The 14611-nt window shown below is 76.0% G+C and carries 14 protein-coding genes; 7 read left to right on the plus strand and 7 right to left on the minus strand.

Features of this window, described 5'->3' with window-relative positions:
- Window positions 1-8: 8 nt before the first annotated feature.
- Window positions 9-1007: a 16S rRNA (cytosine(1402)-N(4))-methyltransferase RsmH gene (gene rsmH / locus XF36_RS15795; protein WP_060712581.1), complete on the minus strand. Its 999-nt coding sequence runs from the start codon at window positions 1005-1007 to the stop codon at window positions 9-11.
- A 387-nt stretch (window positions 1008-1394) separates the two neighbouring features.
- A complete protein-coding gene (gene mraZ, locus XF36_RS15800) occupies window positions 1395-1826 on the minus strand; it encodes a division/cell wall cluster transcriptional repressor MraZ (RefSeq protein ID WP_060712582.1) in 432 nt (143 codons plus the stop codon).
- Between the two features lie 693 nt (window positions 1827-2519).
- Between mraZ and XF36_RS15805 the strand changes: the two genes are divergently transcribed.
- Genes XF36_RS15805 through XF36_RS15820 form a run of 4 tightly spaced genes read left to right on the plus strand, consistent with a single transcriptional unit; the run spans window position 2520 to window position 7837 of the window.
- Window positions 2520-3473, plus strand: coding sequence for an AAA family ATPase (locus XF36_RS15805; protein ID WP_060712583.1), 954 nt, complete (start codon window positions 2520-2522; stop codon window positions 3471-3473).
- Window position 3474: 1 nt separating this feature from the next.
- Complete coding sequence (locus tag XF36_RS15810) at window positions 3475-4827, plus strand: DUF58 domain-containing protein (protein WP_060712584.1); 1353 nt, start codon at window positions 3475-3477, stop codon at window positions 4825-4827.
- A complete protein-coding gene (locus XF36_RS15815) occupies window positions 4824-7190 on the plus strand; it encodes a transglutaminase TgpA family protein (protein WP_145981381.1) in 2367 nt (788 codons plus the stop codon). The genes XF36_RS15810 and XF36_RS15815 overlap by 4 nt, the downstream gene beginning before the upstream one ends.
- A gap of 44 nt (window positions 7191-7234) precedes the next feature.
- The gene (locus XF36_RS15820; RefSeq protein ID WP_060712586.1) at window positions 7235-7837 is read left to right on the plus strand and encodes a TetR/AcrR family transcriptional regulator; all 603 of its coding nucleotides are present in this window, start codon (window positions 7235-7237) and stop codon (window positions 7835-7837) included.
- Between the two features lie 680 nt (window positions 7838-8517).
- Here the strand turns inward: XF36_RS15820 and XF36_RS15830 are convergent.
- Window positions 8518-8928: a DUF3040 domain-containing protein gene (locus XF36_RS15830; protein WP_020623751.1), complete on the minus strand. Its 411-nt coding sequence runs from the start codon at window positions 8926-8928 to the stop codon at window positions 8518-8520.
- Between the two features lie 312 nt (window positions 8929-9240).
- Window positions 9241-9999 (minus strand): class I SAM-dependent methyltransferase, encoded by a 759-nt coding sequence (locus tag XF36_RS15835; RefSeq protein ID WP_238588899.1) that lies wholly within the window; start codon window positions 9997-9999, stop codon window positions 9241-9243.
- A 127-nt stretch (window positions 10000-10126) separates the two neighbouring features.
- On the opposite strand from XF36_RS15835, the gene XF36_RS15840 reads away from it, so the two are divergent.
- On the plus strand, window positions 10127-10957 hold the full coding sequence (locus tag XF36_RS15840; protein ID WP_060712588.1) for a ParA family protein: 831 nt from the start codon (window positions 10127-10129) through the stop codon (window positions 10955-10957).
- Between the two features lie 85 nt (window positions 10958-11042).
- Here XF36_RS15840 and XF36_RS15845 read toward each other — a convergent pair whose 3' ends face one another.
- Both XF36_RS15845 and XF36_RS15850 read right to left on the minus strand, forming a co-directional pair.
- Window positions 11043-11438, minus strand: a complete 396-nt coding sequence (locus tag XF36_RS15845) for an SAV_6107 family HEPN domain-containing protein (RefSeq protein ID WP_060714745.1) — start codon at window positions 11436-11438, stop codon at window positions 11043-11045.
- 549 nt (window positions 11439-11987) lie between these two features.
- Window positions 11988-12308: a hypothetical protein gene (locus tag XF36_RS15850; RefSeq protein ID WP_051050348.1), complete on the minus strand. Its 321-nt coding sequence runs from the start codon at window positions 12306-12308 to the stop codon at window positions 11988-11990.
- Between the two features lie 326 nt (window positions 12309-12634).
- On the opposite strand from XF36_RS15850, the gene XF36_RS15855 reads away from it, so the two are divergent.
- Together XF36_RS15855 and XF36_RS15860 are read left to right on the plus strand one after the other, a co-directional pair.
- The gene (locus XF36_RS15855; protein ID WP_060714746.1) at window positions 12635-13246 is read left to right on the plus strand and encodes a GNAT family N-acetyltransferase; all 612 of its coding nucleotides are present in this window, start codon (window positions 12635-12637) and stop codon (window positions 13244-13246) included.
- 37 nt (window positions 13247-13283) lie between these two features.
- Window positions 13284-13964: an LppM family (lipo)protein gene (locus XF36_RS15860; protein ID WP_060712589.1), complete on the plus strand. Its 681-nt coding sequence runs from the start codon at window positions 13284-13286 to the stop codon at window positions 13962-13964.
- An 18-nt stretch (window positions 13965-13982) separates the two neighbouring features.
- On the opposite strand, the gene XF36_RS15865 is transcribed toward XF36_RS15860, so the two are convergent.
- On the minus strand, window positions 13983-14603 hold the full coding sequence (locus XF36_RS15865) for a DedA family protein (RefSeq protein WP_238588900.1): 621 nt from the start codon (window positions 14601-14603) through the stop codon (window positions 13983-13985).
- Between the last annotated feature and the right edge of the window lie 8 nt (window positions 14604-14611).

Genomic DNA, 14611 nt, shown 5'->3' on the forward strand with positions numbered 1-14611 from the left:
ACGGGTGCTCACGGCCCGTCCTCCACGCGCTGGGCCGCGCGCAGCCGTACCGGGGCGGCCCGCGGGTTGCGGGCGACCTCGGAGTCGGACGCCTGTTCGGAGCCCCGGGTCAGCAGCCGGAACTCCGGTCCGTGTCCGGGGAGCTCCACCGGCAGGTCCACCGGGGTACGCGAGCGGACGCGCTCGGCGAACACGCGTTTGGTGATCCGGTCCTCCAGCGAGTGGTAGGACAGGACGACGATCCGCCCGCCCGGGGCGAGCGCGTCCAGCGCCGAGGGCAGCGCGTCGCGCAGGACCTCGAGCTCGCGGTTCACCTCGATGCGCAGGGCCTGGAAGGTCCGCTTCGCCGGGTGCCCGCCGGTGCGCCGGGACGCGGCCGGGACCACGCCGTAGAGCAGCTCGACGAGCTCGGTGCTGCGGGTGAAGGGGCGCTTCTCCCGGGTCCGGACGATCGCGTTCGCGATCGGGCCCGCGAACCGCTCCTCGCCGTACTCCCGCAGGATCCGGCGCAGCTCACCGGCGGTGTAGGAGTTCAGGACGTCGGCGGCGGTCGGCCCGGTGGTCGGGTCCATCCGCATGTCGAGGTCGGCGTCGCGGGAGTAGGAGAAGCCACGGGCGTCCTCGTCGAGCTGGAGCGAGGACACGCCCAGGTCGAACAGGATGCCGTCGGCGGCGGGTACCCCCGCCTGCTCCAGTGCGCCGGCGACGTCGTCGTAGACGGTGTGCACCCGGTGCAGCCGGTCGGCGTAGGCGGTGAGCCTGCGGCCGGCGAGCTCCAGGGCCTGCGGGTCCCGGTCCATGCCGACGACGGTCAGCCCGGGGTGCGCGGCCAGCAGCGCGGCCGCGTGGCCGCCCATGCCGAGGGTGGCGTCCACGTAGACCGCGTGCCGGTCGCGCAGGGCGGGGTCGAGCAGCTCGGTCACCCGCTCCAGCAGGACCGGGGTGTGCCGGTCACCGGGCGCGCGCTCGTCGCGCGGGGTGGCGCCGTCGCCGGAAGTTCCGTCCACGTGCCACCCCCCGGTGCGCCGTCCGTCCCCGTGGTGTGTGCGTGTGTGTCGTGCCGGCCGGCGTCCGTCCCCGGTCCCGGCCACGGGGCCGGGACCGGGGACGGTCGATGTCCGTGGGTGTGGCGTGCCGGCTCCCACAACCGGTCCGCTCCACGCCCGAAGACGCGCGGGCTCCACCGTGCCACCCGAACTCCCCAGTCGGGGTGGGCGCCGGCGCCGTCCCCACCCGGGGGCCGTGCCGAGACGGACCTGGCACCGGGGAAGGTGTGCCAGGGCCATCTCGATCACGGCGCCCGGGTCGGGGCGGCGACGGTGGTGTCGTCCGCTGTCGGTCGTGCTGTCCTGCTCGGTACTGCCGCCGTCCGTCGTCCCGCCCGCCAGCGGGACTCAGAACAGCCCGGGCAGAACCTCCTCCTGGGCCTTGGCGAACTCGTCCTCGTGCCGCTCCTGGTACTCCTGCCAGGCCTGCGCGTCCCAGATCTCGGCACGCGTGAACGCGCCGATCACCACGCAGTCCTTGGACAGTCCGGCGTACCGGCGCAGCTCGGACTGGATCGCGATCCGGCCCTGGCCGTCGGGGTTCTGCTCGTCGGTGCCCGAGAAGAGGTTCCGCTGGAACACCCGCGCCGACTCGTTCGTCAGCGGGCCCGCGGCGATCTTGCGCGCCATCTCGGTGAAGGCGTCACGGGTGAACACGTAGAGGCAGTGGTCCTGCCCTTTCGTGATCATGCAGCCGCCTCGCAACTCGTCGCGGAACTTTGCGGGCAGCGTGAGCCGCCCTTTGTCGTCCAACTTCGGGGTGTAGGTGCCGAGGAACACCGACCCACCTCCACCTGGGACCCCTGTTCGCCCCAGCGATCACCACACTACCCCACACTCACCCACCGTCAACCCGAGACGGAGGGATCTTCCGCCGTTCATCGAATGTTTCCGCAGGTCAGAAGCGGTGGGGGACGGTGGGGGCGCGCGCCGCGCCACCCGGTCGCGCGACGTCCGGAGGCCGTGTCGGACCCGTCGCGCCCGTCCGGGGCGCCATCGCTCCCCCACCGACGTCGTGGCTGGTCGGAGGCGGTTCGAGGGCCGATCGGGCCGTCCGGGGTGGGGACGGGTGGGGAGATGGTGGGGCGACCGTGGGGAGGCCGGGTGGGGGCGGTGGGGAGCCCGACGGACGCGTGGTGGGGCGGTGTGGGGAACCACGGTGGGGCGGGGTGGGGGAACCACCGTGGAGTGCCGTGGGGCGCCGCGGCGGAGGTGCCCGACGGCGCCGGCGGGGGCGCTGCGGGGCCCGCCGCGTTCGGCCGTACGGAGCAGCGTTGCGGGGCGGGTGGCGGCGCCCGGTCCCGATCGGGGGACGTTTGACAGACTGGGGTCATCCGAGCCGTCTCCTGAGGAGGCCCGTTGTCGTCGAGCGCGCCGTCCGCGCCCTCCGTACCGCCCGTCCCGTCGCCGTCCGGTGGTCCCGTCCGCCGGGCCGAGGCCAGCGGTGCGCACCCCGGTTACGCGCCCGAGCCGATGGACGCCGTCGCCGTCGCCGACGCGGCGGGCCGGATCGCCGCCGCGATGGCCCGGATCATCGTCGGCAAGCCCGACACCATCCGGCTCGCCCTGGTCGCGATGCTCGCCGAGGGGCACCTGCTCGTCGAGGACGTGCCGGGCGTCGGCAAGACCACGCTGGCCAAGGCGCTCGCCCGCGCCGTCGACGGGGCGGTGAGCCGGGTGCAGTTCACCCCGGACCTGCTGCCCGGCGACATCACCGGCTCGTCGGTCTACAACCGCCAGACCGCGGAGTTCGAGTTCCGGCCCGGCCCGGTGTTCGCGAACGTCGTGATCGCCGACGAGATCAACCGCGCGTCGCCCAAGACCCAGTCGGCGCTGCTGGAGTGCATGGCCGAGCACCAGGTCACCGTGGACGGCGGCACCTACCCGCTGGGTGACCCGTTCATGGTCGTCGCCACCCAGAACCCGGTGGAGATGGACGGCACCTACCCGCTGCCCGAGGCCCAGCAGGACCGGTTCACGATCCGCGTCTCGGTCGGCTACCCGGACCCGGCGGCCGAGCTGGCGATGCTCGAGGAGCACGGCTCGACCGACCCGCTGGAGCGGCTGCGGCCGGTGACCGACCTGCGCACGCTGCGGTCGATGATCGCCGGGGTCCGTGGTCTGCACACCGCGGCGGAGGTGCGCCGCTACTGCGTCGAGGTCGTCGGTGCGACGCGGCGGCTGCCCGAGGTCCGCCTCGGGGCGTCGCCGCGCGCGACCCTGCACCTGCTGCGCGCCGCCCGGGCCTGGGCGGCGACGGCCGGGCGCGGGTACGTCGTGCCCGACGACGTCCAGGCCGTCGCCGTACCCGTCCTCGCGCACCGGCTGATGCTGGGGCCCGAGGGGGTCGCGGCCCGCCGCACGCCGGCGGACCTGGTGCGGGCCGCCGTCGCGCGGGTCGCGGTGCCGTCCCCGCCGCGGGGCTGAGATGGCGCCGACCGCGCCGCCGCCGCGGACACCGGCTCCCGCCGAGCCCGGCGCCCCGGCCGCGTCCGGGTCGTCGGCGCCGCTCGCGGCCGGCGGCGCACCGCGCCGGGAACGGCCGGCGGGGCTGACCGTGCGCGGGCGCTGCCTGCTCGGCGGCGGCGCCGCGATGGTCCTCTCGGCGATCGCGCTCGACGAGCGCGACCTCGTCCGGATCGGGGCGTTCGTGCTGCTCCTGCCGCTGCTCGCGCTCGTCGTCGCGCTGCGGTCGCGCCGCTCGCTGCAGGTCGCGCGCACCCTGGAGCCGGCCCGGCTGGAGGCGGGCGACGGCGGCACGGTGCTGCTGCGGATCGCCGGCGGCGCCCTGCTGGGCGCGTTGCGGATCGCCGACCACGTGCCCGACGCCGCCGGTCCCGCCGACCGCTACCCGCCACGGTTCACCGTGCACCGGCTCGGCCGCCGCGGCGCCCGGGTCGGTTACCCGGTGCGGCCCGCGGTCCGCGGCGCGTACCGGATCGGCCCGCTGCGCGGCCGTGGGACCGACGCGCTCGGCCTCGCCGAGTTCCGCCACGACCTGCTGCCCGCGGACCGGCTGCTGGTCCTCCCCCGGGTCACCCCGCTCACCGGGCGGCCCGCCCTGACCTCCACCGCCGCCGGGCGTGGTGCCGAGGGCGGCAGCCGCCCCGGCCCCGGCACCCCGGACGTGCTGATCCGCCCCTACCGCCACGGCGACGAGCTGCGCCGCGTGCACTGGCGCTCCAGCGCCCGGCGTGACGAGCTGATGGTCCGCCTCGACGACCGGCCCGACCCGTCCGGCGTGACCCTGCTGATCGACCGACGCGACAGCGTCCACCGCGGCCACGGACCCGCGTCCAGCCTGGAGTGGGCGGTGGCGTTCACCGCCAGCGCCGCGGTGCACCTGCTCCAGCGCGGCGAGGCCGTCGCGCTCGTCGACGAGTCCGGCGAGACCGTCGGCGACGTGCCGCCCGGTGTGACCGGCGCGGACGCCGTGCCCCCGCGGCTGGAGTCGCTCGCGGTGCTGCGGCCCTCGGCGAGCACCGGGATCACCGCACCCGGCCCCGGGCCCGGGCATCCGGAGGGGGTGCTCGCGGTGCTCGGCGGGACCGCGCCGCAGGACGTCACCGCGCTGGTCTCGGCCTGGCCGCGCGGCGGGCACGCCGTCCTCCTCGACGTCGACACCTGGTCGGCGGCGACGCGGGCCCGCCCGGCGTCGGTCGCGGCGGCCGCGCTGCGCCGTGCCGGATGGCACGCCACCGTCGTCACCTCCGACATGACCGTCCAGCGGGCCTGGGCCGACGCCTGCGGCTCGCCCGGCACCGCGGGAGCGACCGGATGAGCGCGCCGACCCGGCCCCCCGTGCGGCCCGCGCCGCCACCCGCCGCGCCCGTCGCCGAGACGGGGCCGGCGGGCCGGACGCCGGGCGCACCGGCCTGGACGGTGGTGCTGGGACCGGTCGCGACCGTCGTCGCGGTGCTGCTCGCCGGGACGGCCATGGGCTCGGTCGTGCAGGGCGCGGCCTGGTTCGCCCACGCCGCCGTCGCCGTCGTGCTGGTCGCCCTGGTCGGCGGCCTGCTGCTGCCGCTGCGGGCCTGGCTGGTCGCGCCCGGGCAGCTGCTGACCCTGATCCTGCTGGTGACGGCGTGGTTCACCGGCAGCGGTGTGCTCGGGGTGCTCCCGGGCCCCACGGCGTTCGGCGAGCTGTCGGGCCTGCTCGGCGGTGCCGGGCAGCAGATCGACAGCGGCCTGCCGCCGGTGTCGGCGAGCCCGGAGATCCTGCTGCTGGTCACCCTCGGGTTCGGCACGATCGCGATCGCGGTGTTCGGTCTCGCGGTGACCGTCGCCGCCCCCGCCGCGGCCGGGGTGCCGCTGCTCGTGGTGTTCGCGGTGCCGACCGCGCTGCAGCCGGACCTGCTGCCCTGGTGGACCGTCGTCGCCGCGACGCTCGGCTACGGCGTGCTGCTGCTCCTGCGCCCGGACCGGCTGCGACAGATCCCGGCCGGGGCCGCGGTCGTCGCGGTCGCCGTCGTGGGCTCGCTGCTGGTGGGGCTGCTGGCGTCGTCGGTGGGGACCTCGGGTCGCTTCGACGCCACCGGCGGGACCGGGGGCAACGCCGACGGCTCGATCGGGCTGAACCCGTTCACCTCGCTGCGCGGACAGCTGACCCGCAGCGAGCCGCGACCGCTGTTCAGCGTCCGGGGTCTGGAGACCCCGACCTACCTGCGTGCGCTCACCCTGCAGACCTACGTGCCGCAGGAGGGCTGGAAGGCGGGGCGTCCACTGCCGGGGGTGCCGCTGACCGGGCCGCTGCCGCCGTCGACGTCCGGGCCGGCCGCCGCGCAGGACGTGCAGGTCGAGAACCTCGGCTTCCGCGACTACTGGCTGCCGGTGTTCGGCGACCCCACCCGGATCGCGGTCGCCTCGCCGAGCTGGGCCTACGACGCCGCCGGCGGCATCGTCTACAGCGAACGCGCGCAGTCCGAGGACGGCTGGACCCAGTCGATGCGGCTGCCGGAGCCCTCGGCCGACCAGCTGCGTGCGGCGTCCGGCCCGACCACGGTCGACCGGGCCTACCTCGACACCGACGGGGTCGACCCGCGGGTCACTGCGATCGCCCGCGAGGTGACCGCCGGTGCCGCGACGCCGTTCGACCGGGCGATGGCGCTGGAGAACCACTTCACCGGGCCCGGCTCTCCCTTCACCTACAGCCTGGCGACCGCGCCGGGCAGCAACGGCGACGCCCTGGTCGATTTCCTGACCCGCGGCCGCACCGGCTACTGCGAGCAGTACGCCTCGGCCATGGCGGTCATGCTGCGCGCCGTCGACGTCCCGGCCCGGGTGGCGGTCGGTTTCACCGCGGGCGACGCCGACGGCTCCGGGGCCCGGACGATCACGACCGAGGACGCGCACGCCTGGGTCGAGGCGTGGTTCCCCGGGTACGGCTGGCTGACCTTCGACCCGACCCCGCTCGCCGACGGCCGCACCATCGACCCGGCCTACGTCCAGCAGGCCCGGGAGCAGGAGAGCGGCACGCCCGCCGCCGAGCAGACCCCGCAGCCCGAGCCGTCCGCGACACCCCTGCCCCCGGAGGCCGCCGGTCCCACCCCGGAGCCCCCGCCCACCGAGGAGCAGGCGGCGGACCGGCCGACGGCCGCGACCGGGTCGTGGTGGCCGCTGGTCGTGGTGCTGCTGCTTGCGGCCGCGGTGCTCGCCGTCGTGCTGACCCCGGGCCTGTGGCGCCGGCACCAGTACTCCCGACGGGCCGGGCTCGCCCGGGCCGGCGGCGACGGTGCGGCGACCGCGGCGTGGGACGAGGTCCTGGCCGCCTCCCGCGACCACGGGGTCCCGGTGCCGCCCGGGGACACCGTCCGCGCGGCCGCCGACCGCATCATCGAGCGGCACGGTCTGTCCGGGCGGCCCGCGGAGGCGCTGCGCGAGCTGGCGGGCCGGGTCGAGGCGAGCTGGTACGGCGGGATGCTGCCCGGGCCCGGCACGCTCGACGGCCTGGTGGACGAGGTGCGGACGGCGATCGCGGCCGGCGGGACGCCGTTGCGGGCCCGGGTGCTGCCGGCCTCGGTCGTGCCGGAGGCGGTCCGGCGCGGGCGTCGTCCGGCCGACGACGACGCGCCGGCCGACGACGACGCGCCGGCCGACGACCTGGACGAGGTCCGCACGTCTCGGCCCGACGGCGACGTACACTGATCGGTGAAGTCAGGAGCACGGCGACACGGGGAGGAGGGTCCGCAATGTCGAGCGCGGAGGATCACGAGGCGCTGCGTGCGCCGACGCTGACCGCGGGCGCGCGCCGAATCCTGGACGTGGCGTCGGAGCTCTTCTACCGGTGCGGGATCCACGCCGTCGGGGTCGACACCATCGCGGCCGAGTCCGGCATCACCAAGCGCACGCTCTACAACCGGTTCGGCTCGAAGGACCGCCTGGTCGAGGCCTACCTGCAGGCTCGGCACCACGCGTGGTGGGAGCTGATGGAGCAGAGGGTGGCCGCGAGTCCGGGCTCGGGAGTGCTGGCGCTCTGGGACTCCTACACCGAGAACGTCGACTTCTCCGAGCGTGGCTGCGCCTTCATCAACGCCGCGGGAGAGCTTCCCGCGGACCATCCCGCCCATAGCGTCGTCCGCGCCCACAAGCGTGCGGTGCGCCGGCACCTCGAAGCGCTCGTCCGGGCCGACCACCCCGGGATCGCCGGTCCCGAAGCGGCGGCGAACCTGGTGTTCCTGCTCCTCGAAGGCGCGATCACCCACCACGGCATCAGCGACGACCCCGACCTCCTGCGCAGAGCCCGAGAGGCGGCCGAGCGCCTGCTGCGGGACGAACGAGCGGCACTGCACTGAGCAGGCGGGTCGCACTCTGGCCACGCGCCGTACCCGCTCGCACCCGACCCAGAGGACCCGGGGGCGACCGCATCGCCTCGCGGCTCCGACGGCGCGTGGGCCGGCCTCCGCGTCAGCGCGTGACGGGGTCCGGGCCCGCCCCGGGGAGCGTGCCGCCGGCCGGGCGAAGTCCCCCACGGGCATCGACCGTCCAGCGCAGAGGGTGCGCCTGGCCCCGGTCGACCTCCCGACCTCCGATCGCGTCGCCGCCGTACTCCCGGACGGGCCGGGCACGCCGTGGGGCAGGCGGTGGGGCGCCGTGTCGGATCGCGCTGCCGGCGTTGACCCCCCACGCGACGTCCCGCAGGAACTCCATGACCACGTGCAGAACCTGACGCATCCGAGACCCCTTCACAGATCAGTGAACCCCTGGAGTCGACGCTAGGTAAACAGATCTGTGAAGTCAAGTCCGGATCCCACTCGCCGGCGACACCGGCGCAGCTCAGCGGGCCTCCTGGCGACGCGACAGCCGGACCGCGGTCGCCGAGCCGGTGACCCGGGGGCAGCCGCGGGCGGCGCGCCCCCTACCCGACCGTCAGGCACCCAGCGACGGTGCCGGACACACGACGGCGGGGCGGGTCACCGAGTCGGTGTCCCGCCCCGCCGGGCGTCACGCGGGCAGTCGCCTGGGGCGCCCGGTGTCACTCCTGTTCGAAGCGACGCCGGAAGCGCTCCTCCATCCGGCCGGTGAAGCCACCGCCGCTCTCGCCGGACTGCTTGTCCTTGGGGGCGGATCCGCCCTGGCCGGTCGTCTCCTCGCCGCCACGACGGGCTCCGATCGAGGTGACCGCCAGCAGCGCGCCACCGAGCATGGCGAGGAAGCCGACGATGCTGAGGATCGGCAGGTCGCCGAGCCAGAGCGCCCGGAAGGGGATCCCGGCGACGAGCAGCACGAGGCCCACCACGAACAGGACGGCGCCCTGGATCCGGCGGCGCCGGGCGGGCTTGCTCCGCCGGCTACCGCTGACCGAGGACGCGAACTTGGGGTCCTCCTGGTAGAGGGCGCGTTCGATCTGTTCGAGCAGGCGCTGCTCGTGCTCGGAGAGCGGCATGCCTTCACCTCCGGCACACGTAATCGGACGGTAGGCCGCATTCGGCCCGGGCTTCCTGCCCCGACCGGTACGACGGGCGCCCCAACCTGGGCGTCTGAGGACAAGAGTACGAGGCGAATCGTGCCGCGACCACCCGGACCGTCCAACCCGCTCGGCTGATCGTCGAGCGGACGGTCTTGCGCGGCGTGTCGTCGGTCACCCGGACCGTCGCGGACCCACCCGGACGAGGGTGGGCGGACGAGTGAACGCCGGTCGTCCGATCACCGACGGCAGCCGGACGACGACCGTCGGACACCGGCGGCGGGACGGGCGTCAGTACCGCCGGGCGAGCAGATGCAACCGCGGGGCGACCTCGGCGAGAGCGCCGACCTGCGACGCGAGCGCGTCCAGTTCGTCACGTTCCTCGCGGCCCGCCGCCTCGCCCTCCTGACCGGGACCGGGCAGCCACGCCTCGAGGGTGCCGTCGCCCTGGAGGATCTCGGTCTGCAGGCGTCCGGTCCCGGCGGCGAGCTCCTGCAGCCGGTGCGCGTCGAACCGGCGCAGCAGCCGGTCGTCGGAACCGGTGCGCCCCTCGGGATCGGTGAGCAGGGCACGGGCCTCGGCCAGCCGGCCGCTGGCCAGGCGCCCGATGAACGCGCCGTAGCGCCCCACCGTCAGCACCGACACCGCTCCGCCCGGGGCGGCGGCCGCGGCGAGCGCGGCGAGCACCCGGTCCGGGCCGTCGACGACCTCGAGCAGCCCGTGACCCAGCACGAGGTCGGCGCCGTCGGCCGGGGCGACCTCGGCGAGGGTGTCGACGTCGCCGTTCACCGGGGTGACCCGGTCGGTGACCCCGGCCTCACCGGCGCGTCGGGCCAGCGTCGCCAGCGCGTTGGGGCTGGTGTCGACGACGGTCACCGCGCAGCCGGCGATCGCCAGCGGCACCGCCCAGGTGCCGCTGCCCCCGCCGACGTCGAGCACCTGGGGCGCGGCCCCGGTGTCCCGGCGGACACGGTCGATCTCCCTGTCCAGCACCCGGAACACGGCAGCCCCGCGCGCTGCTCCGGCCTGCTCGCGTGTCGGCGATCCCACGGCACCGAGACTAGTGGCCCCTGCCGGTGCCCGGCCCGCCCGCCCGCCGCGTCGCCCACGGCGGGGCGCCGACGATCATGTGGACTCCGCCCGGCGACCGTGCCGGACCGCACGGTAGGTTGGGTGGGTGCAGGTCGTCGCCACGCTCAGTCTCAAGGGTGGCGTCGGCAAGACCACGGTCGCACTGGGTCTGGCCGGCGCGGCGCAGCGTCACGGCGTCTCCACTCTCGTGGTGGATCTCGACCCGCAGGCCAATGCCACCACCGCACTCGACCCGGAGCCGACCACGGCCACCGTCGCCGACGTGCTGGACGAGCCGCGCCGCGCGGTCGTCGAGCGGGCCATCGCGCCGTCGGCGTGGGGCGAGGGCCTCGACGTGCTGGTCGGTGCGGAGCAGACCGAGCGGCACAACCACCCCGACCCGGGGGCGGCGCAGCTGTACCGGCTCGACCGCGCCCTGCAGCGGCTGGCGGGTGAGCTGATCACCGACGACTCCGGCGGCTCCGAGCCCGCCGAGGAGCGCTACCGGCTGGTGATCGTGGACTGCCCGCCGTCGCTGGGGCAGCTGACCCGCAGCGCGCTGTCGGCCGCGGACCGGGCGATCCTGGTGACCGACCCGACGATGTTCTCGGTGTCCGGCGTGCAGCGCGCGTTCGACGCGGTCCAGACCGAGCGCGAGCGGTCCAACGACCGCCTGCAGCCGTTGGGCGTGCTGGTCAACCGGGTGCGGCCGCGCAACACCGAGCACGAGTTCCGGATCTCCGAGCTGCGCGAGCTGTTCGGCCCACTGGTGTTCAACAGCGTCCTGCCCGACCGCTCGGCGGTCCAGCAGGCCCAGGGCGCCTGCCTGCCGATCCAGGCCTGGGACACCCCGGGCGCCCGGGAGATCTCCGCGGTGTTCACCGCGCTGCTGGGCCGGGTGCTGCGCAGTGCCTCGCGCCCGACCGCCTCGGCCTGACCGACCTGCTCCCGGATCTGCTCGCCGCGCCCGATCCCAGCGGCCCGACCTGCCCCGGCGCCGTCCGCCGCTCCGGCCGGGGTCCTCACCGGGGCAGCAGCAGCTGCACCCGGGTCACGAACTGCTCGGCCTGGCGCAGCAGGTCGTCGGCGGCGCGCCGGTCGACGTGCCGCCCGATCCCGGCCTCGGCCTCGATCCGCAGCCGCGAGCAGCCGGCGAAGAACGCCGCCCACTCCTCCAGCTCCGGGGCGACCTCGGCGAGGAGCCGCCAGACGTCGCGCGGGGCTCCCCGGCGGGTCCTGGGGCGGGCCCGCATGGCCAGCACCGCCGCCCCGGCACGGAGCGCGGCGAGGTAGGCCGCCGGGTAGCGACGCAGCGGCTCGGTCTCCCGGTGCGCCTCGGCGAGCTGCTCGGCAGCCTGGCGCAGCAGCCCGAGCGCGTCCCGCGACGGCGGAGCGGGCGCGGGCGACCGGAGCGGCACGGCCGGCCGCGCGGTCTCGCCGGCCGGTCGTACGGCGCCCCCGCCCGGTCGTGCAGGGCCCCCGTCCGGTCGTGCGGGGCCTCCGGGCACGACGGTGCTGCCCACCGTCGGTCGTGCCGGACCTCCGGTCGGTCGGGCGGCGCCGCCCTCCGCCGGCGCGGATGTGCCCGGCAGGGGGATCATCTGCCCGGACCGGCCGGCGGCTCCGGTCGACCCGGGCCGACCCGGCCGGCCGGTGCACCCGGCCCCCGCCGGGTCCGTACCGGTCCGGCCGCTCCCCCGCCGGGACGGCGCCGCCCCGGACGCGGACTCCGTACGGTCGGCAGCGGCCCGTGCCGAGCCCCGCCCCGAGCCCCGTGCCGCGCTGCAGTCCAGCGGCCACAGCCCGTCGGCGACCGGCCGCACCCGGGCGGACCGCCGCGCCGGTGGGGCGGCGGCCACCGGGGCGTCGCCCGGCCGTCGCGTCCCGGCGGACCGCGGCGCCGGCAGCGCCAGGTCCAGTTCCATCGTCCTGCTCCGCACGTGCACCTCCCGCACCTCCCGCACCACTCAGTCGACCTTCACCAGGTCCCACACGCCCGGACCGGACCGCATCCGCAGCACCACCTCACGCGGCGGCTCCTGCGGGTCCTGCACCGACCGGGCGAGCACCCGCCAACAACTCAACCGGTCCCCGCCCACCGGCATGGGCGATGGGAACGGCCACGGGGACTCCTCGATCCACTGGTCTCGAACCCCGGTGACCAGAAAATGTTCCCCGCGGCGCGACGGACGCCGGGAGAACTCGACCGGCTCACCGTTCTGCCAGCGCACGTCGATCGCCGCCGGCTGGCGGGACCGGAACAAACGCGAGAAGCCGCCCACTGGCATCACCACGCCCTCCACCCGGTGGCAGGGCCTCGGTTCCCACCACCGGAATCGGTCTCCGGGACGCCCGGCGACGGGGTGCTTCCCCCACTCCGCACACCGGACGCCCCGGCATCGAACGCATGTTCGACGTATGACAGTAGAACGCGTGTTCGATCGTCGCGTCAAGTCGGGTGCCCGGGTGGCACCACTCACCCACCGGCTCCGTGGCGGGGCGCCCGGTCCGGACCCGCCGCAACCGGCCGGGCGTGGTGTGATGGGGACATGCACCCCGACACCGACCCCGCCCCCGCGCGGGCGTGCGGTCCCCACCGGGGCCGGTGGTCGCGGTGACCGCAGCGCCGTCGCGGGCGCGTCTGGTCGGTCTCGGCCGCAGCGAGTTCGCCGACCGGCTGGGCGAGGCGATCGACGTCTACGTGACCGCGATGGGCTACCCGCGGCCGACCACACGGCAGCGCCGCTCGCTGTGGCTCGAGCACTCCTACCGGCCGGGCTGGCGCTCGGTCGGCTGGCTCGACGAGCAGGACCGGCTCACCGGCATCGGCTACGGCTACTGGGGCGGCCCCGGGCAGTGGTGGTTCGAGGAGGTCCGCCGCGGACTGCGAGCCCGGCGCGGGGAGCCGGACGCCGTGAGCGCCGACTGGCTGACCGACTACTTCGAGCTGACCGAGCTGCACGTCCATCCGCAGGCCCAGGGCTCGGGCATCGGTGAGGCGCTGCTGCGGGCGCTGGCCCGCGACGCCGCCCGGAGCCGGATGCTGCTGTCCACCCCCGAGTACGGCCGCGCCAGGCCCGGCCGGGCCTGGCGGCTCTACCGTCGCGCCGGGTTCGTCGACGTGCTGCGCGAGCACCTGTTCACCGGCGACCCGCGCCCCTTCGCCGTCCTCGGGCGCGAGCTTCCCCTGCTCCCCACGGATCACCCGACACACGCCCCCGAGTGACACCGGGACCGTCGTACCCGGGTGGCACGATGACGCCATGCCGTCGCACCACACCGCGCCACCCGCACGCCGTCGATCCCGGACGCGTGCGCTCGTGCTGCTCGCGGTGCTGGCCCTGCTCGCACTGACCGGCTGTGCCCGGGTCCAGGTGGCCCTCGCCGTCCAGCCGGACGACACCGTCGACGGCACGATCGTCGTCGCGACGCCCGCGGGCGCGCCGGACGGTCGCGGCCCGCAGCTGGCGGTCCCGGCCGACCTCACCGACGAGGTCGAGCTGTCGCCGTACGACCAGGACGGCTTCGTCGGCACCCGCGCGGCCTTCGACAACCTCACGTTCGCGCAGGTCTCGCAGCTGAACCTGCTCGGCGGGAACGCGTCGGGCCGGGCGAACCTGGAGCTGCGCCGGGTCGGGGAGCGGATCGCCGTGCAGGGCCGGGCCGACCTGACCACGATGCCGGTGGACCGGGCCGACGTGCGGCTCGCGATGAGCTTCCCGGGCGAGGTCGTCGAGTCCGACGGCGAGACCGACGGCGGCACCGTCATCTGGGAGTTCGTCCCCGGTGAGGTCTCACAGATCAACGCCTCGGTGATCTCGACCGATCCGAACGCGCCGTCGATCCTGGGCTGGTCGCTGCTGCTGGCCGGACTCGTCGTCGTCGCGGCGGGGGCCGCTGTGCTGCTGGCCCGGCGCGACCGGAACCCGCCGATCCGGCGCTGAGGGCGCGCCCGTCCGGTCTCAGGCGGCGTCGCGGCGCTCGTCGGCGAGCACGGCGACGGTCCCGCGGGCGGCGGCCCGGCGGGCCTGCGCACGACGACGCCGCACCCGCCATCCGACGACGCCGGCGACGACCACCACCGCGAGGACCACCCAGCCGGCGATCCCGAAGGCCTTCTCGAACTGCTCGGCGGCCTCGCGCAGCAGGAACCCTGCGGTCACGTGCACGGCCGACCAGATCGTCGCCCCGACGACGACGGCGGGCAGGAACCGCCGCAGCGGCAGTCCGGACGCGCCCGCCGCGGCCGGGGTCATCGTCCGCACCACCGGCAGGAACCGGGCGCCGAGCACCGCCCACGGACCCCAGCGGCGCAGGGTGCGGGCGGCGTCGTCCCAGGCGTCGCGGCCCATCCGGCCGATGATCCGGGACTCGCGCAGCCGCGGGCCGAAACGGCGGCCGATCGCGTAGCCGATCGAGTCGCCGCAGGCCGCGGCGACCGCGACCACCGCGGTGACCAGCACCGCGGCCGGGACGTCCGGGACGGCCATCGCGGCGCCGATGAGCACGGTCTCGCCGGGCAGGACGAGCCCGACGCCGATCGTGGTCTCGCCGAGGGTGACCAGCCCCGCGACGAGCACCACCACCCACA

The organism is Pseudonocardia sp. HH130629-09 (assembly GCF_001294645.1).
Lineage (GTDB): Bacteria > Actinomycetota > Actinomycetes > Mycobacteriales > Pseudonocardiaceae > Pseudonocardia.

Coding starts and splice junctions, on each gene's coding strand:
- XF36_RS15805 (WP_060712583.1), top strand. CDS start 2,520: ATGGACGCCGTCGCCGTCGCCGACGCGGCGGGCCGGATCGCCGCCGCG.
- XF36_RS15810 (WP_060712584.1), top strand. CDS start 3,475: ATGGCGCCGACCGCGCCGCCGCCGCGGACACCGGCTCCCGCCGAGCCC.
- XF36_RS15815 (WP_145981381.1), top strand. CDS start 4,824: ATGAGCGCGCCGACCCGGCCCCCCGTGCGGCCCGCGCCGCCACCCGCC.
- XF36_RS15820 (WP_060712586.1), top strand. CDS start 7,235: ATGTCGAGCGCGGAGGATCACGAGGCGCTGCGTGCGCCGACGCTGACC.
- XF36_RS15830 (WP_020623751.1), bottom strand. CDS start 8,928: ATGCCGCTCTCCGAGCACGAGCAGCGCCTGCTCGAACAGATCGAACGC.
- XF36_RS15850 (WP_051050348.1), bottom strand. CDS start 12,308: ATGCCAGTGGGCGGCTTCTCGCGTTTGTTCCGGTCCCGCCAGCCGGCG.
- XF36_RS15860 (WP_060712589.1), top strand. CDS start 13,284: ATGCCGTCGCACCACACCGCGCCACCCGCACGCCGTCGATCCCGGACG.